The following is an 18231-nucleotide window of genomic DNA, read 5'->3' on the forward strand; positions in this document are numbered from 1 at the left end:
ATGAGCGAATTCAAACGCATCCCTCCAGAACAGGCCCAGGCACTGCGCGAACAAGGTGCAGTGGTCGTGGATATCCGCGATCCGCAAACCTATGCACTGAGCCATATCAGCGGCGCGCAACACTTGGATAATCACTCCATTTCCGACTTCATTCGCGGTGCCGACCTCGATGCCCCATTGGTGGTGGTCTGCTATCACGGCAACTCCAGCCAGAGCGCTGCCGCGTATCTGGTGAGCCAGGGCTTTTCCGACGTTTACAGCCTCGATGGCGGCTTCGAACTATGGCGCAGCACCTACCCGACGGAAATCGCTCAAGGCACCGCCGAATAATTTTTTTCAGTAGCTCTAGCCCGCGTACTACGCGGGCTTGCGCGCCACCGGACGAACGGTAGTGCGCAACTAATTCCCCATCTCGCCTTGACCTCCCGGATTCCGAACTATCCTTAGCCTCAGGCCATCCAAATCAGGGGAGAGCCGGTACACCGGCGAGCGGGTCATCGGTACTAGCTTTCAAGGTCGATAGCTTTGAAAGTGTTCTGGGGGGTAAACAGCAACTGGGCTTTCAGTTGCATGCCAGCACTTGACTGACTGATCCGACGCCGGCTCCACGTATCGAGCGAGGTGACGTCATGAGTATTTTTAGCCACTTCCAACAACGCTTCGAATCCACACGCCAGGAAGAGTTTTCGCTGCAGGAATACCTGGAACTTTGCAAAAAGGACCGAAGCGCCTATGCATCCGCCGCCGAGCGCTTGCTATTGGCCATCGGCGAGCCCGAGCTGCTGGACACCTCGACCAACTCGAGGCTGTCGCGAATCTTCTCCAACAAGGTAATCCGGCGCTATCCGGCCTTTGAAGACTTCCATGGCATGGAAGAATGCATCGACCAGATCGTCTCCTATTTCCGCCACGCCGCTCAGGGCCTGGAAGAGAAGAAACAGATCCTCTATCTCCTGGGTCCAGTGGGCGGTGGTAAATCGTCCCTGGCCGAGAAGCTCAAGCAACTGATCGAAAAGGTGCCCTTCTACGCCATCAAGGGCTCCCCGGTCTTCGAATCGCCGCTGGGCCTGTTCAATGCCACGGAAGATGGCGCCATTCTCGAAGAAGACTTCGGCATACCGCGGCGCTACCTCAACACCATCATGTCGCCATGGGCCACCAAGCGCCTGGCGGAGTTCGGCGGTGACATCAGCCAGTTCCGGGTGGTGAAACTGTACCCGTCGATTCTCAACCAGATCGCCGTGGCCAAGACCGAGCCCGGGGACGAGAACAACCAGGACATCTCGGCCCTGGTGGGCAAGGTGGATATCCGCAAACTGGAAGAATTCCCGCAGAACGACGCCGACGCCTACAGCTACTCCGGGGCACTGTGCCGGGCCAACCAGGGCCTGATGGAGTTCGTCGAAATGTTCAAGGCACCGATCAAGGTGCTGCACCCATTGCTCACCGCCACCCAGGAAGGCAACTACAACAGCACCGAAGGGCTGGGGGCGATCCCCTTCACCGGCATCCTGCTGGCCCACTCCAACGAATCGGAGTGGCACACCTTCCGCAACAACAAGAACAACGAAGCCTTCATTGACCGTATCTACATCGTCAAGGTGCCTTACTGCCTGCGTGTCAGCGATGAGGTGAAGATCTACGACAAGCTGCTGTTCAACAGCTCGCTGGCCAAAGCCCATTGCGCCCCCGACACCCTGAAGATGCTGGCACAGTTCACTGTGCTGTCGCGCCTCAAGGAGCCGGAAAACTCCAATATCTACTCGAAGATGCGCGTCTATGACGGCGAGAACCTGAAAGACACCGATCCCAAGGCCAAGTCGATCCAGGAGTACCGCGACAGTGCCGGCGTCGATGAGGGCATGAACGGCCTATCGACCCGCTTTGCCTTCAAGATCCTGTCAAAAGTCTTCAACTTCGATCCCCATGAAGTGGCGGCCAACCCGGTGCACCTGCTGTATGTGCTGGAGCAGCAGATCGAGCAGGAGCAGTTCCAGGCAGAAACCCGCGAGCGCTACCTGCGCTTCCTCAAGGAATACCTGGCGCCGCGCTACATCGAGTTCATCGGTAAGGAGATCCAGACCGCCTACCTCGAGTCCTACAGCGAGTACGGCCAGAATATCTTCGACCGTTACGTGCTCTACGCGGACTTCTGGATTCAGGATCAGGAATACCGCGACCCGGAAACCGGCGAAATCCTCAATCGCGTTGCCCTCAACGAAGAGCTGGAGAAGATCGAAAAGCCTGCGGGCATCAGCAACCCGAAAGACTTCCGCAACGAAATCGTCAACTTTGTCCTGCGGGCACGAGCCAACAACAATGGCAAGAACCCCACCTGGCTCAGCTACGAGAAGCTGCGGGTGGTCATCGAGAAGAAAATGTTCTCCAACACCGAGGATCTGCTGCCGGTCATCAGCTTCAACGCCAAGGCCAGCAAGGAGGATCAGCAGAAACACAACGACTTCGTCACACGAATGGTCGAGCGCGGCTACACCGACAAACAGGTACGGCTGCTGTCCGAATGGTATCTGCGGGTCAGAAAATCGCAGTAAAGCAGCTGCAAGCTTCTAGCCACAAGCTGCAAGCGCGGTGCCGTAGAGCCCTCACAGGCTCTGCTGCAGCGTGACTTACGGCTTGAGGCTTATGTCTTGAAGCTCCCCGGAGGGGCCCATGAGCTATGTGATCGACCGACGTCTCAATGGCAAGAACAAGAGCACGGTGAACCGCCAGCGGTTTCTGCGGCGCTACCGTGACCACATCAAAAAGGCCGTCGAAGAGGCCGTCAGCCGCCGCTCCATCACCGATATGGAGCATGGCGAACAAATCAGTATTCCCGGACGGGACATCGACGAACCGGTGCTGCACCACGGCCGTGGCGGCAAACAGACCGTGGTACATCCCGGCAACAAGGAATTCACCGCAGGCGAACATATCGCCAGGCCTCAAGGCGGCGGTGGAGGCGGTGCTGGCCGCGGCAAGGCAGGCAATTCCGGCGAAGGCATGGATGAGTTCGTCTTCCAGATTACCCAGGAAGAGTTCCTCGAGTTCATGTTCGAGGATTTGGAGCTGCCCAACCTGGTCAAACGCAACCTGACCGGGACCGACACCTTCAAGACCGTGCGTGCCGGGATCAGCAACGAAGGCAACCCATCGCGGATCAACATCATCCGCACCTTGCGCTCGGCCCACGCCCGACGCATTGCCTTGTCCGGCAGCAGCCGGGCCAAGCTGCGGGAGGCCAAGGAGGATCTTGAGCGACTGAAGCGGGAAGAACCGGACAACTTCGGCGATATCCAGGAACTGGAAGCTGAAATCGAACGCCTGAGTGCGCGGATTCACCGGGTGCCCTTTCTCGACACCTTCGACCTCAAATACAACCTGCTGGTGAAACAGCCCAACCCCAGCTCCAAGGCGGTGATGTTCTGCCTGATGGACGTATCCGGCTCCATGACCCAGGCGACCAAGGACATAGCCAAACGCTTCTTCATCCTTTTGTACCTGTTCCTCAAGCGCAACTACGACAAGATCGACGTGGTCTTCATCCGCCACCACACCAGCGCCCGGGAAGTGGATGAGGAAGAGTTCTTCTATTCCAGGGAAACCGGCGGGACCATCGTCTCCAGCGCGCTGAAGCTGATGCAGGAAATCATGGCCGAGCGCTACCCGAGCAACGAATGGAACATCTACGCCGCACAAGCCTCCGACGGCGACAACTGGAACGATGACTCGCCCATCTGCCGCGATATCCTGATCAACCAGATCATGCCTTTCGTGCAGTACTACACCTACGTGGAGATCACTCCACGTGAGCACCAGGCCCTGTGGTTCGAGTACGAACGTATCGCCGAAGCCTTCTCCGACACGTTCGCCCAGCAACAATTGGTTTCGGCCGGCGATATCTATCCGGTCTTCCGTGAACTCTTCCAGCGCAGGTTAGTGACATGACCGCCAGAGAGCAGAAGCGCCAACCCATCTCAACGGGCTCGGAATGGACCTTCGAGCTGATCCAGGCCTACGACCGCGAAATCAGCCGTATTGCGGCTCGCTATGCTCTGGATACCTATCCCAACCAGATCGAGGTGATCACCGCCGAGCAGATGATGGATGCCTACGCCTCGGTGGGCATGCCTTTGGGTTATCACCATTGGTCATACGGCAAGCACTTTCTCAGTACCGAAAAGTCCTACAGCCGTGGTCAGATGGGACTGGCCTACGAGATCGTGATCAATTCAGACCCTTGCATCGCCTATCTGATGGAGGAGAACACCATCTGCATGCAGGCCCTGGTGGTGGCCCACGCCTGCTACGGCCACAACAGCTTCTTCAAGGGCAACTACCTGTTCCGCACCTGGACCGATGCCAGCTCGATCATCGATTATCTGGTGTTCGCCAAGCAGTACATCATGCAATGCGAGGAACGCCATGGCATTGATGCCGTGGAGGATCTGCTGGATTCCTGCCATGCCCTGATGAACTACGGCGTCGACCGCTACAAGCGGCCTTACCCGATCTCCGCCGAGGAAGAACGGCGTCGGCAGAAGGACCGGGAAGAGCACCTGCAGAAACAGATCAACGACCTGTGGCGCACGATTCCCAAAGGTGCGGACAAATACAGCGACAAGGACAACGCGCGATTCCCCGCCGAGCCTCAGGAAAACATCCTGTATTTCATCGAAAAACATGCGCCATTGCTGGAGCCCTGGCAGCGAGAAATTGTCCGCATCGTGCGCAAGATCGCCCAGTACTTCTACCCGCAGCGCCAGACCCAGGTGATGAACGAAGGCTGGGCCACCTTCTGGCATTACACCCTGATGAATGACCTGTATGACGAAGGCCTGGTCACCGACGGCTTCATGATGGAATTCCTCGCCTCCCACACCAGCGTGGTTTATCAGCCGGGATTCGACAGCCCTTATTACAACGGCATCAACCCCTACGCTCTGGGTTTTGCCATGTACCGGGACATCCGCCGCATGTGCGAAGACCCCACCGAAGAAGATCGCCGCTGGTTCCCGGAACTGGCCGGTACCGACTGGCTGTCGAGCATCAAGTTCGCCATGAGCAGCTTCAAGGATGAGAGCTTCATCCTGCAGTATCTGTCGCCCAAGGTGATCCGCGACCTCAAGCTGTTCAGCATCATGGATGACGACCAGAAGGATGACCTGCTGGTACCAGCAATCCATGATGAAAGCGGCTATCGAATCATTCGGGAAACCCTGGCCGCGCAATACAACCTGGGCAACCGAGAACCCAACGTGCAGATCTGGAGCATCGACCGTCGTGGCGACCGCTCGCTGACCCTGCGCCATCAGCAACACGATCGCAAACCCTTGGGGGATTCCACCGAGGAGGTGCTCAAGCACCTGCACCGCCTCTGGGGCTTCGATATTCACTTGGAAACCCTGCAGGGCGATCAGGTGATAAAAACCCTTCACGTACCGCCGAGAAGCGATCACAACGAAAACGACTACGGACGACTGGACCTGGCAGTCATCCACCTCTGAGCCCAAGAACGAGCCTCCGTTAGCGCGGCACAAGGGTTATCCTGTCGCGCTAACGGAGGTTTTTTATGCGGATTTATAAAGTCGGCGGTGCTGTACGCGATCGCCTGCTGGGCAGACCAGTCACCGACGTCGACTGGGTCGTGGTGGGCGCCAGTGCGCAAGACATGATCGCCAAGGGCTTTCGCCCGGTGGGCGCCGATTTTCCAGTGTTTTTGCACCCCAAGAGCGGCGAGGAATATGCCCTCGCTCGAACCGAGCGCAAGAGTGGACGGGGTTACGGCGGTTTCACTTTCCATGCCAGTCCGGAAGTCACCCTGGAAGAGGACCTGATTCGCCGCGACCTGACGATCAACGCCATGGCCGAAGATGATCAGGGTCTTGTGACTGATCCTTACAACGGCCAAAAGGACCTTGAAAACCGGCTGTTGCGCCATGTTTCACCGGCATTCGCCGAAGATCCCCTGCGAGTTCTGCGAGTGGCACGCTTTGCCGCGCGCTACGCCGACCTGGGCTTCAGCGTGGCCCCTGAGACACTTGAATTGATGCGCCAACTCAGCGAGTCAGGCGAGCTTCAAGCCCTGACGGCGGAACGCAGTTGGAAGGAGATGTCTCGCGCCTTGATGGAGGATCAGCCTCAGGTCTTTATCCAGGTATTGCGTGACTGCGGCGCCCTAGCCGTACTGATACCTGAGGTCGACGCACTATTCGGCGTTCCCCAGCCACCGACCCATCATCCGGAAATAGACACCGGCCTGCATACCCTGAGCGTGTTGCAGCAAGCGGCACTGCACCAGCAGCCCCTCTCGGTACGTTGGGCTTGCCTGCTCCACGACCTGGGCAAAGGCGTGACACCCGAGGAGGAGTGGCCACGCCACATTGGTCACGAGCACAAGGGACTTGAACTGATCAAGGCCGTCAATGAGCGCTTCAAGGCCCCACGGGAATGCCAGGAGCTGGCGCTGTTGGTGGGGCAGTATCACACCCACGCCCACAAGGCCCAGGAACTGAAGGCTTCGACACTGCTTGAGCTGCTGCAAAGCTTCGACGTCTTCCGCCGTCCGCAGCGCTTTGAAGAGTTCATTGCCGCTTGCGAAATGGACGCCCGTGGTCGCCTGGGGCTGGAGTCACGACCTTACCCCCAAGCAGATTACCTGCGCGGCGCCGCCAACGCGGCGCGCTCAGTGGCGGTTCAACCTTTACTGGAGCAGGGCTTCAAAGGCCCGGAACTGGGTGAGGCGCTGAGGCTGGAGCGACTGAAGGCAATCAAGACCTACAAGGAACAGCACGCATCCTGAGAAACTGCTGACAAGGCTCCAGCCTTGTCAGCACAAGGAGAGTCCGAGGAGTTACAGGCCCGGAGGCGTCAGTTGCCTGCCCTGCCATTCGAACGCCACAGGCGCTAGAACCTGATCGATCTGCGCCTCATCCCAAAGCATCCCCAGGCTCTTGCCGGCCAATGGGTGTAGCCGCTCCGGCGCCATCAGCGACAACGGCCAAAGCACAAAGGCATTCTTCAGGATTTCCGCACGGGGCAGGATCAAGCCATCGAAATTGCCAGTCAGGTCGCCGTACAGCAGCACATCGATATCCAGTGGCAAACCTTTGCGGTCCGGGGCATAACGACCGTTGTCCGCCTCGATGAACTTCAAACGCCGGTCCAGTTCAGTCAACGGCAAGTCGGTGTAACCCGACACCACCAGATTGAAGAACGGACCGCTCTTGATTCCCACCGGCTGGCTTTCAAACACTGCCGAGCAACGCATATCCACCAGGAAACCGGCCAAGGCATCGAGCCCGGCCCGCAGATGAGCTTCACGCTCGATATTGCTACCAAGCCCCAGAAACACCTGAGTCAGAGACATCCGCGCTCGATCTCCACACCCACGCCAGTGGCGGCCGGAACAGCGCCTGGCTTGGTCAGCTTCAAATGCAGCCAAGGAATGTGAAACTCGCTCATCAACACTTCGGCAAGACGCTCGGCAAAGGTTTCCACCAACTGGTACTGGGCCTGCTCGGCAAACGCCTGGATCCGCGCGGAAACACTGGCATAATCCAACGCCAGCGTCAGATCGTCCCCAGCAGCAGCCGGGCGATTATCCCAAGCAAAGCTCAGATCAAGACGCAGACACTGTCGGATGCCACGCTCCCAGTCGTAGGCTCCAATCACGGTGTCCACTTCCAGTCCTTCGATAAACACTCTGTCCAAGCACTCTTCTCCGCAGCACGACAAGGGCGCAATGCGCCGTTAGAATCAGGGCATCCTCGCCCGGAATAGTTAGCATGTTTTGGTTACTGGCGATTCTCGCCTACCTGCTTGGCTCTCTGTCCTTCGCCATTTTGCTCAGCCGCCTCACGGGCAACCCCGACCCGCGAATGAGTGGTTCGGGCAATGCCGGTGCCACCAACATGCTGCGCCTGGCCGGCAAAAAACTCGCTGTCCTAACCCTGCTGGGGGATCTGTGCAAAGGCCTGGTGCCTGTGCTGATCGCCCACCTTGCGGGGCTTTCGTTGCAGCAACAGGCGTGGATCGGACTCTACGCCGTAATCGGCCACCTGTTCCCACTGTACTTCCGCTTTCGCGGCGGCAAAGGCGTCGCCACTGCTGCCGGCATGTTGCTGGGGCTCTATCCCCCGGCGGCGCTCCTGGCCATCGCCGCCTGGGCGCTGACCTTCTACCTGACCCGCACCAGCTCACTGGCCGCCTTGATCGCCACACCCCTGACCCTGCCGCTACTGGCCTGGCAGGAACCTGAGGCACTACTACCGATGAGCGTACTCACGCTACTGATCGTTTGGCGCCATCGCGGCAATCTACGCGACCTGTTTGCCGGGCGCGAACGGCATTTTTGAATCCTACAGATGAAAAGACTTCAGCTTGCGCGCCTCTCTCAGAGTGCTGACAGCTGCTCCATCGGCCAGCGTGCCTGCACACTGATCGCCAGGCTTTCCTGCTGTCCGGCCTGCAAACGCTGACAGCCGGCATAGGCGATCATCGCGCCGTTGTCGGTGCAGAACTCGGGACGAGCGTAGAACACATTGCCGTTCATCTCGGCGAGCATGTTTTCCAGGGAGGCTCGCAGGGCCTTGTTGGCACTCACACCCCCGGCAATGACCACGCGCTTGAGGCCTGTCTGCTTCAAGGCGCGCTTGCACTTGATGGTCAAAGTTTCCACCACCGCTTGCTGGAAGGCGAGAGAGATGTCGCAACGGGTTTGCTCACCGTCGTCTCCAGCACTGACGCACTGCTGCCAGGTGTTCAGGGCGAAGGTCTTCAAGCCGCTGAAGCTGAAGTCCAGGCCCGGACGATCGGTCATTGGCCGCGGGAAGACAAAACGCCCAGGGACACCCTGTGTTGCCAGGCGGGCGATCTCGGGGCCGCCTGGATAATTCAGGCCAATCATTTTCGCGGTCTTGTCGAACGCTTCGCCTGCCGCATCGTCCAGGGTCTCGCCCAACAGCTGGTATTGGCCGATGCCATCAACCCGGACCAACTGGGTGTGGCCGCCCGACACCAACAAAGCGACGAACGGAAATTCCGGCGGATGCTCCTCGAGCATCGGCGCCAGCAGGTGACCTTCCATGTGATGCACGCCCAGGGCCGGAATCCCCCAGGCAAAGGCCAGCGCCTGGGCGCAGGAGGCACCTACCAACAAGGCGCCCACCAAGCCGGGGCCCGCAGTGTAGGCAATGGCATCGATCTCGGTGGAGACACAGTCAGCTTGCGCCAGGACCTGGCGAATCAGGGGCAGCATACGCTTGACGTGGTCACGAGAGGCCAGTTCCGGCACCACGCCACCGTAGACGCGATGCAGGTCGATCTGACTGAACAGCGCATCGGCCAGCAGGCCACGCTCACTGTCGTAAAGCGCGACGCCGGTTTCGTCGCAGGAGGTTTCTAATCCCAGTACTAGCATGGGTTTGCGCCTTGTAGAGGCTGAATTCGAAGGCGCGCATAATAGTCGCCACTCCCGCGCCCGGCCAGCGGTTTTCGATCAGAGGCTTTGCATTCCGAGCGTTGAGGGGTTAACATCCGCAACCCTTAAAAACCGACGACCTCAGCCGCGATTTTTGCGACGAGAACGTTGACCCCGGTAATGAATGAAGGTAGCTCTGGATGCCAGCCGTCAAAGTTAAAGAGAACGAACCCTTCGACGTAGCTCTGCGTCGTTTCAAGCGCTCCTGCGAAAAAGCCGGTGTTCTGGCTGAAGTTCGTAGCCGCGAATTTTACGAGAAGCCGACTTCCGAGCGTAAGCGCAAAGCAGCTGCTGCTGTTAAGCGTCACGCCAAGAAAGTTCAGCGCGAACAGCGCCGCGCCGTACGTCTGTACTAATACACAGACGTTCGCTGCAAGCTTCTGCCAAGCCCGGCCCTCAGCCGGGCTAATGGCATTTGCGGAATACGCTTGATGCTTCACCGTCAAAGCCGCCCATGCGACCCAGACGAATCTGCTTCACCACGTCAGACCTGGCTTCTTGCCAGCGGTGCACGTCTTTTCTGACGAGCCTTCCAAGGCTACTGACGAGCACACCCTTACTGATTCCTGCAGACGATCAGCCCAAGGCGCCCTTCTCCAGCGCCCGCTTGATGAGCTATCCGAGGCCCTCCAATGGCCACTGTCGGACTCAGCGCACTGCCTCAAATAGTCGAATACTGATTGCAATTAACGTCAGTGGACGTTCGGCAGATACACTTCCCGACTGCGATCAAGCCGAAAACCAGGTCGAGCCGCGCCCTCTTCAGGCCCCGCCTCACCTGATCTTTCGACAGCGTCGCCAGGGCTATTTTTCCCCGCAGTGATGACGAGAACGCAATGGCCGGGCTTATTCCCCAGAGCTTTATTGACGACCTTCTGAACCGCACCGACATCGTCGATGTAGTCAGCTCGCGCCTGCAGATCAAGAAAGCCGGCAAGAACTACACAGCCTGTTGCCCATTCCACAAGGAAAAGACCCCCTCCTTCAGCGTCAGCCCCGACAAGCAGTTCTATTACTGCTTCGGTTGCGGCGCAGGCGGCAATGCCCTCGGCTTCATCATGGACCACGACAATCTGGACTTTCCCCAGGCCGTCGAGGAACTGGCGAAAGCTGCCGGCATGGAGATCCCCCGCGAGGAAAGCAATCGTGGCCAGCGCAAACCCCGACAACCCACAGACTCACCGCTGTACCCGCTGCTCAGCGCCGCTGCCGACTACTATCGCCAGGCACTGAAAAGCCACCCGGCACGCAAGGCAGCAGTCGACTACCTCAAGGGGCGCGGCCTCACCGGCGAAATTGCCCGGGACTTCGGCCTGGGTTTTGCGCCGCCCGGCTGGGACAACCTGTTCAAGCACCTGAGCAGCGACACTCTGCAGCAGAAGGCCATGATCGATGCCGGGCTGCTGATTGAGAACGCCGAGACCGGCAAACGCTATGACCGCTTTCGCGATCGCGTGATGTTCCCGATCCGCGATACCCGCGGCCGGATCATTGCCTTCGGCGGCCGGGTTCTGGGGGACGACAAACCCAAATACCTGAACTCTCCGGAAACCCCGGTATTCCACAAGGGCCAAGAGCTTTACGGTCTGTTCGAAGCTCGCAAGAACAACCGCAACCTCGACGAGATCATCGTCGTCGAAGGCTATATGGACGTGATCGCCCTGGCCCAGCAAGGCCTGCGCAATGCCGTCGCGACTCTGGGCACCGCCACCAGCGAGGAACACCTCAAGCGCCTGTTCCGCATTGTGCCCAACGTATTGTTCTGCTTTGACGGCGACCAAGCCGGACGCAAAGCTGCCTGGCGCGCCCTCGAGGCCACCCTGCCCTGCCTGCAGGACGGGCGCCGCGCGCGCTTCCTTTTCCTGCCGGAAGGGGAAGACCCGGATACCCTGGTCCGCTCCGAAGGCACAGACGCCTTCCGCGCCCGCATCAACCAGCACGCCCAGCCGTTGGCGGACTATTTCTTTCAGCAACTGATCGACGAGGCCGACCCACGCTCACTGGAAGGCAAGGCTCATCTGGCGACCCTGGCAGCACCGCTGATCGAGAAAATCCCAGGGGCCAACCTGCGCACCCTGATGCGCCAGCGCCTGACCGAAATCACCGGCCTGACCAATGAAACGGTGAATCAACTAGCCCACAGCGCCCCAGCGGAAGCCCCCCCAATCTATGACGCTGGCATCGACTACGACGCCATGCCGGATTATGCCGACTACCACGAGCCCCATCAGGAAGCGTACGCCCCTCAACAAGAGTGGACGCCGAAGAAAAGCGGCGGTGGCAAGAAATGGGAAAACAAGCCCTGGGACAAGAACGGCAAAGGCAAGCGCCAGGGCGATCGCGACCAGCCTCGCGGCCCTCGCATCCCGGCGGCGGTGGAGCCTCCTACGCTTGCAGCCTTGCGCACCCTGCTGCATCACCCGCAACTGGCAGAAAAAGTTGAAGATGCCGGACATTTTGCCGATGACGACAACACCAACACTCAGTTGCTGGTGGCCCTGATCGAAGCCGTACAGAAAAATCCTAAGCTACGCTCTATTCATCAGCTGATGGCGCGCTGGCACGGCACTCAACAGGGGCACCTGCTTACCGCACTGGCAGAAAAAGAGTGGTTGATCGACGGAGATAACCTTGAACAACAGTTTTTCGACACCATTAATAGCTTGTCCGCTCGCCAACGCGAGCGTGTTTTAGAACAACTTCTCAGGAAATCGCGCCAAAGCGAGCTCAGCAGCGAAGAGAAAATACAGCTGGTTGAGCTTCTAAAACGCAATGTTCCCGCATCAAACCCGACCTCAACTGGCGCGTGAGGTCATAGCTCGGGTATAATCCTCGGCTTGTTTTTTGCCCGCCAAGACCTTCAGTGGATAGGGTGTTATGTCCGGAAAAGCGCAACAGCAGTCTCGCCTCAAAGAGTTGATCAGCCGTGGACGTGAGCAGGGTTACCTGACTTACGCGGAGGTCAACGACCACCTGCCGGAGGATATTTCAGATCCGGAACAGGTGGAAGACATCATCCGCATGATCAACGACATGGGGATCAACGTATTCGAGAGTGCTCCGGATGCGGATGCCCTTTTGTTGGCCGAAGCCGACACCGACGAAGCAGCAGCTGAAGAAGCCGCCGCAGCGTTGGCGGCTGTGGAAACCGACATTGGTCGCACTACCGACCCAGTGCGCATGTACATGCGCGAAATGGGTACGGTAGAGCTGCTCACACGTGAAGGCGAAATCGAAATCGCCAAACGTATCGAAGAGGGCATCCGTGAAGTGATGGGCGCAATCGCGCACTTCCCTGGCACGGTTGATCACATCCTCTCCGAATACACTCGCGTCACCACCGAAGGTGGCCGCCTGTCTGACGTTCTCAGCGGGTACATCGACCCGGATGACGGCATTACGCCGCCTGCCGCCGAAGTACCGCCTCCTGTCGACACCAAAACCGCGAAAGCGGATGACGACAGCGATGACGAAGAAGCTGAAGCAACCGAAGACGAAGAAGAAGCCGAAAGCGGTCCGGATCCGGTCGTCGCTGCACAGCGCTTCGGCGCCGTCGCCGATCAGATGGAGATCACCCGCAAGGCGCTGAAGAAGCACGGCCGCGAGAACAAGCAAGCCATCGCCGAGATGTTGGCCCTGGCCGAACTGTTCATGCCGATCAAGCTGGTTCCGAAGCAATTCGAAGGCCTGGTTGAACGTGTACGCAGCGCCCTGGATCGTCTGCGTCAGCAAGAACGCGCCATCATGCAACTCTGCGTGCGTGATGCCCGCATGCCGCGTGCCGACTTCCTGCGCCAGTTCCCGGGCAACGAAGTGGATGAAAGCTGGACCGACGCCCTGGCCAAAGGCAAGAGCAAGTACGCCGAAGCCATTGCCCGTCTGCAGCCGGATATCATCCGTTGCCAGCAGAAGCTGACCGCGCTTGAAGTTGAAACCGGCTTGAAGATTGCCGAGATCAAGGACATCAACCGTCGCATGTCGATCGGTGAGGCCAAGGCCCGCCGCGCGAAGAAAGAGATGGTTGAAGCCAACTTGCGTCTGGTGATCTCCATCGCCAAGAAGTACACCAACCGTGGCCTGCAGTTCCTCGACCTGATCCAGGAAGGCAACATCGGCTTGATGAAAGCGGTAGACAAGTTCGAATACCGTCGCGGCTACAAGTTCTCGACCTATGCCACCTGGTGGATCCGTCAGGCGATCACTCGCTCGATTGCCGACCAGGCCCGCACCATTCGTATTCCGGTGCACATGATCGAGACGATCAACAAGCTCAACCGCATTTCCCGGCAGATGCTGCAGGAAATGGGTCGTGAACCGACCCCGGAAGAGCTGGGCGAACGCATGGAAATGCCTGAGGACAAGATCCGCAAGGTATTGAAGATCGCTAAAGAGCCGATCTCCATGGAAACCCCGATCGGTGATGACGAAGACTCCCATCTGGGCGACTTCATCGAAGACTCGACCATGCAGTCGCCAATCGATGTCGCCACCGTTGAGAGCCTGAAAGAAGCGACTCGCGAAGTACTCTCCGGCCTCACTGCCCGTGAAGCCAAGGTCCTGCGCATGCGCTTCGGCATCGACATGAATACCGACCACACCCTTGAGGAGGTTGGTAAACAGTTCGACGTGACCCGTGAACGGATTCGTCAGATCGAAGCCAAGGCGCTGCGCAAGCTGCGCCACCCGACGCGAAGCGAGCATCTGCGCTCCTTCCTCGACGAGTAAGCCCAAAACCCCCAGCCCAGCTGGGGGTTTTGCTTTTTGCAGATCCTCCCTCCCCCACCCCCATAGCCCGTCTACACTCGAAACATTCCCCGTGCCATAACGAGACGGTTATGCCCAGACTGTCGGCCATGCTTCTGCTGGCGCTACTTACCTGGACCGCAACGGCTGGCGCGCTGACTCTCACCGATGAAGAACGTGGCTGGCTCAAGGCCCATCCGCAACTGCGCCTGGGTATAGATGCCTCCTGGCCGCCCTTTGAGTATCGGGATGAAGAGGGCCGCTACCAGGGCCTGGCAGCGGACTACATCCATCTGATCCAGGAACGCCTGTCAATCACCCTGACGCCCGTCGAACCGGCCAGTTGGACCGCCGTGCTCGAAGATGCCAAGCAAGGCAAGCTGGACCTGCTGCCCGGCATCATGTCGACCCCGGAACGCCAGAGTTACATGGCCTTCACCCGCCCCTATCTCGACTTCCCCATTGTTATCCTGGCCCATGCAGGTGGCGCACAACCGCGCAACCTCAAGGATCTTTACGGCATCAAGGTCGCGGTGGTGGAGAACTACGCCCCTCACGAGTTGCTGCGCACCCAACACCCGGACCTGAACCTGGTGGCGCTGCCCAATATCAGCTCGGCCCTGCAGGCCCTGGCCACCGACGAGGTGGACGCCGTAGTGGGCGATCTGGCCTCCAGTGTCTGGAGCCTGCGCCAGCTCAAGCTCGAGGGCCTGTACGTCAGCGGCGAAACCCCTTATCGCTACCAGTTGGCCATGGGCGTCCCACGGGACAGCAAGATCCTGGCGGGCATACTCGACAAGGTCCTGGCGGACCTCAGTGCCGAGGAAATCAGCGCGATTCAACAACATTGGGTCGGCAGCGTCCTCGACCATCGGACGTTCTGGTCGGATGTCCTGATGTACGGCCTGCCCGGCCTCCTGCTGTTGGTCACAGTGCTGGCGGTGGTGATCCGCATCAACCGTCGCCTGAGCTCGGAGATCTCCCGCAGAGTAGCTCTGGAACAAGAGTTGCGCCGCAGTGAATACCATTACCGCAGCCTGGTGGAGAGCCTCTCGGCCATCGCCTGGGAGGCGCGTGTCAGCGACTTCACTTACAGCTATGTCTCCCCCCATGCCGAGGCGCTGCTGGGCTACCCCCTATCCCACTGGCTGATCCCGGGGTTCTGGCGCAACATCATCCACCCCGCCGACCTGACTCGCGCCCAGGCCTTCTGCGACCACGAAGTACAGGCCGGACGCGACCACAGCCTCGACTATCGAGTGATCACCGCCGACGGCCGATGCCTCTGGGTACGCGATATCGTCAGCCTGATCGAACACGGCCATGAGCCGGTGATGCGCGGCCTGATGATCGACATCAGCGAGACCAAGCACACTGAAGAGGCCCTGCGCCTTTCCGAGCAGAAGTTCGCCTCGGTGTTCCAGCAGTGCCCGGACATCCTGGTCATCGCGCGCCTGTCCGACGGCTGCCTGCTGGAGGTCAACAAGGCCTTCGAGGAGCAGATCGGCCTGAGCGCCGAAACCGTGATTGGCCAGACCGCCACCGAACTGAATATCTGGGGCATCCCGGGGGTCGGCCCGAGCCTCTTGCAGCGCTTGCAGGCCGGTAGCATCCGCAACCTGGAAATGCCCTTCCGCCGCCACAATGGCCAAGTCTTCACCGGCCTGATCTCCGCCGAACCCTTCGACCTCGACACCACCCCGGCGCTGGTGGTGGTAGTGCGCGACATCAGCCAGCTCAAGGAAACCCAGCAACAGTTGCAGATCTCAGAGGAGAAGTTCGCCAAAGCCTTCCATGCTTCGCCAGATGGGCTGTTGCTGACCCGGCAACGGGATGGACTGCTGATCGAGGTCAACGAGGGCTTTAGCCGCATCACCGGCTTCAACAGTGCCATGTCCCTGGATCGTTCGACTCTGGACCTGGGAATCTGGGTCAACCTCAACGAGCGCAAGCAGCTGCTCGACCTGCTGCAGCGGGACGGTTTTGTCCGTGACTTCAGCTGCCACATCCGACGCAACGATGGCCAGATCCGTCTCTGTGAACTGTCGAGCCGACCGCTGCCCATTGGCGACGACGACTGCATGCTGACCATTGCCCGGGATATCACCGACCGCCAGTTGATGCAGGAAAAACTGCAGCAGGCCGCCACGGTGTTTGAGAGCACCGCCGAAGGCGTAATGATCACCGATACCCAGCAGCGCATCAGCGCCGTCAATCGTGCCTTCAGCGAGATCACCGGTTACAGCGAAAGTGAAACCCTGGGACACACACCGCGCCTGTTGGCGTCCGGCCTGCATGACAGCGCCTTCTACGCGGCGATGTGGCACCAACTGACCCTGGAAGGCCACTGGCAGGGCGAGATCTCCAACCGTCGCAAGAACGGCGAGCTCTACCCCAACTGGCTGACGATCAACGCAGTGCGCAACAAGGATCGGCAGATCACCCATTTCGTTGCGGTGTTCGCCGACATCTCCAGCCTCAAGCATGCCCAGGCACGCCTCGACTACCAGGCCCACCACGATCCCCTCACCGGACTGCCGAACCGCACCTTGTTCGAAAGCCGCTTACTGACCGCGCTCAACAGCCAAGAGGAAAACGGCAGCCAGGGAGCCGTGCTGTTTCTCGACCTGGATCGCTTCAAGCACATCAACGACAGCCTTGGGCACCCGGTGGGCGACCTACTGCTCAAAGGCATCGCGGTACGTCTGAAGGAGCAGTTGCGAGACATCGACACTGTCGCCCGCCTGGGTGGGGACGAATTCATCATCTTGCTTCCGGGCCTGCACCAGGCCAGCGACGCCGACCATATCGCCACCAAGCTGCTGAACTGCTTCACCGCCCCCTTCCAGGCCGGCGAGCACGAGTTCTTCATCAGCGCCAGCATCGGCACCAGCCTGTACCCCAAGGATGGTTGCGACGTTGCCACGCTGATCAAGAACGCCGACGCCGCCATGTATCGCTCCAAGGCCAAGGGGCGCAACCGGGTCGAGCGCTACACCCGCGACCTGACCGCCCAGGCCAGCGAACGTGTCGCCCTGGAGCACGAACTGCGCCGAGCCATCGAACGTGGAGAGCTGTCTCTTTATTTCCAACCCAAGATCAGCCTCAGCAGCCACGAACTGGTGGGGGCCGAAGCGCTGATTCGCTGGCACCACCCCAACTTCGGCGACGTCCCCCCCGAGCATTTCATTCCATTGGCGGAAGAGAACGGCATGATCCTGCTGATCGGGGACTGGGTACTGGAACGGGCCTGCCAGCAACTCCATACCTGGAGTCAGCGCTATGAGAATTTCGGGCCACTGTCAGTGAATCTGGCAGGTGCCCAGTTGCGCCAACCCAACCTGCTGGGCCGCATCGAACAACTGCTGCGCGACTATGACCTGCCGCCTGGGTTGCTGCAGTTGGAAATCACCGAGAACTTCATCATGAGCCAGGCTGAAGAAGCCCTGGAGGTACTGCATCAGCTCAAACATCTGGGAATGCAACTGGCCATCGACGACTTCGGCACCGGCTACTCGTCCTTGAGCTATCTCAAGCGCCTGCCTCTGGATTTTCTCAAGATCGACCAATCATTCGTCCGCGGCTTGCCGGACGACCCCCACGATGTGGCGATAGTCCGCGCCATCATCGCCCTGGGCCGCAGCATGCAATTCACGGTCATTGCCGAAGGTGTTGAAAACCAGGCCCAGCAGACCTTCCTCACTCTCGAAGGCTGCGAGCAGATCCAGGGCTACATCGTCAGCCTGCCCCTGGAAGCCGATGAGTTCTGCGCAACCTTCCTGCAGATCCGGGTTTCCGACTTTTCGGATAGCACAGCCGAGAAACCATCGTTATAATCCGCCGCCTACTGAGGGCCTATAGCTCAGTTGGTTAGAGCAGAGGACTCATAATCCTTTGGTCCACGGTTCAAGTCCGTGTGGGCCCACCAAATTGAAAGCCGCGTGATACGCGGCTTTTTTGTGCCCGCAGGTTTTGCCTGGCAACAGGACATGGCGCGCTTCGCGCAGTCT

General features: G+C 59.4%; 13 protein-coding genes and 1 tRNA gene. 11 read left to right on the plus strand and 3 right to left on the minus strand.

Annotated features, from left to right (window positions below; genetic code table 11):
- The 5 genes from glpE (at position 1) to PQT43_RS16740 (ending at position 6799) form a co-directional block, all read left to right on the plus strand.
- Positions 1-330, plus strand: coding sequence for a thiosulfate sulfurtransferase GlpE (glpE, locus tag PQT43_RS16720; RefSeq protein WP_102861924.1), 330 nt, complete (start codon positions 1-3; stop codon positions 328-330).
- Positions 331-629: 299 nt separating this feature from the next.
- The gene (locus PQT43_RS16725) at positions 630-2552 is read left to right on the plus strand and encodes a PrkA family serine protein kinase (RefSeq protein ID WP_016967942.1); all 1923 of its coding nucleotides are present in this window, start codon (positions 630-632) and stop codon (positions 2550-2552) included.
- 118 nt (positions 2553-2670) lie between these two features.
- A complete protein-coding gene (locus tag PQT43_RS16730; RefSeq protein ID WP_102861925.1) occupies positions 2671-3945 on the plus strand; it encodes a YeaH/YhbH family protein in 1275 nt (424 codons plus the stop codon).
- A complete protein-coding gene (locus tag PQT43_RS16735; RefSeq protein WP_102861926.1) occupies positions 3942-5504 on the plus strand; it encodes a SpoVR family protein in 1563 nt (520 codons plus the stop codon). The genes PQT43_RS16730 and PQT43_RS16735 overlap by 4 nt, the downstream gene beginning before the upstream one ends.
- Before the next feature lie 65 nt (positions 5505-5569).
- Entirely contained in the window at positions 5570-6799 is a 1230-nt protein-coding gene (locus PQT43_RS16740; protein ID WP_102881044.1) for a multifunctional CCA addition/repair protein, read from the plus strand.
- 51 nt (positions 6800-6850) lie between these two features.
- Here PQT43_RS16740 and folK read toward each other — a convergent pair whose 3' ends face one another.
- Positions 6851-7366: a 2-amino-4-hydroxy-6-hydroxymethyldihydropteridine diphosphokinase gene (gene folK / locus PQT43_RS16745; protein WP_102861928.1), complete on the minus strand. Its 516-nt coding sequence runs from the start codon at positions 7364-7366 to the stop codon at positions 6851-6853.
- Positions 7357-7710, minus strand: coding sequence for a dihydroneopterin aldolase (gene folB / locus PQT43_RS16750; protein WP_102861929.1), 354 nt, complete (start codon positions 7708-7710; stop codon positions 7357-7359). The genes folK and folB overlap by 10 nt, the downstream gene beginning before the upstream one ends.
- A gap of 74 nt (positions 7711-7784) precedes the next feature.
- Here folB and plsY point away from each other — a divergent pair, with 74 nt between their 5' ends.
- Positions 7785-8354: a glycerol-3-phosphate 1-O-acyltransferase PlsY gene (plsY, locus tag PQT43_RS16755; RefSeq protein ID WP_102861930.1), complete on the plus strand. Its 570-nt coding sequence runs from the start codon at positions 7785-7787 to the stop codon at positions 8352-8354.
- Between the two features lie 38 nt (positions 8355-8392).
- Here plsY and tsaD read toward each other — a convergent pair whose 3' ends face one another.
- Positions 8393-9418, minus strand: coding sequence for a tRNA (adenosine(37)-N6)-threonylcarbamoyltransferase complex transferase subunit TsaD (tsaD, locus tag PQT43_RS16760; protein ID WP_102861931.1), 1026 nt, complete (start codon positions 9416-9418; stop codon positions 8393-8395).
- A gap of 200 nt (positions 9419-9618) precedes the next feature.
- Between tsaD and rpsU the strand changes: the two genes are divergently transcribed.
- The 5 genes from rpsU to PQT43_RS16785 all read left to right on the plus strand — a co-directional run bounded on the left by rpsU (position 9619) and on the right by PQT43_RS16785 (position 18149).
- Complete coding sequence (rpsU, locus tag PQT43_RS16765) at positions 9619-9834, plus strand: 30S ribosomal protein S21 (RefSeq protein WP_002551877.1); 216 nt, start codon at positions 9619-9621, stop codon at positions 9832-9834.
- 480 nt (positions 9835-10314) lie between these two features.
- Positions 10315-12288 (plus strand): DNA primase, encoded by a 1974-nt coding sequence (dnaG, locus tag PQT43_RS16770; RefSeq protein WP_110594482.1) that lies wholly within the window; start codon positions 10315-10317, stop codon positions 12286-12288.
- Between the two features lie 67 nt (positions 12289-12355).
- On the plus strand, positions 12356-14203 hold the full coding sequence (gene rpoD, locus PQT43_RS16775; RefSeq protein WP_102861933.1) for an RNA polymerase sigma factor RpoD: 1848 nt from the start codon (positions 12356-12358) through the stop codon (positions 14201-14203).
- Between the two features lie 110 nt (positions 14204-14313).
- The gene (locus tag PQT43_RS16780) at positions 14314-18057 is read left to right on the plus strand and encodes a bifunctional diguanylate cyclase/phosphodiesterase (protein WP_170002865.1); all 3744 of its coding nucleotides are present in this window, start codon (positions 14314-14316) and stop codon (positions 18055-18057) included.
- 15 nt (positions 18058-18072) lie between these two features.
- Positions 18073-18149, plus strand: a tRNA-Ile gene (locus PQT43_RS16785).
- Positions 18150-18231: the final 82 nt, after the last annotated feature.

Source organism: Pseudomonas sp. BLCC-B112 (assembly GCF_028550695.1).
Classification (GTDB): Bacteria; Pseudomonadota; Gammaproteobacteria; order Pseudomonadales; family Pseudomonadaceae; genus Aquipseudomonas; species Aquipseudomonas danubii.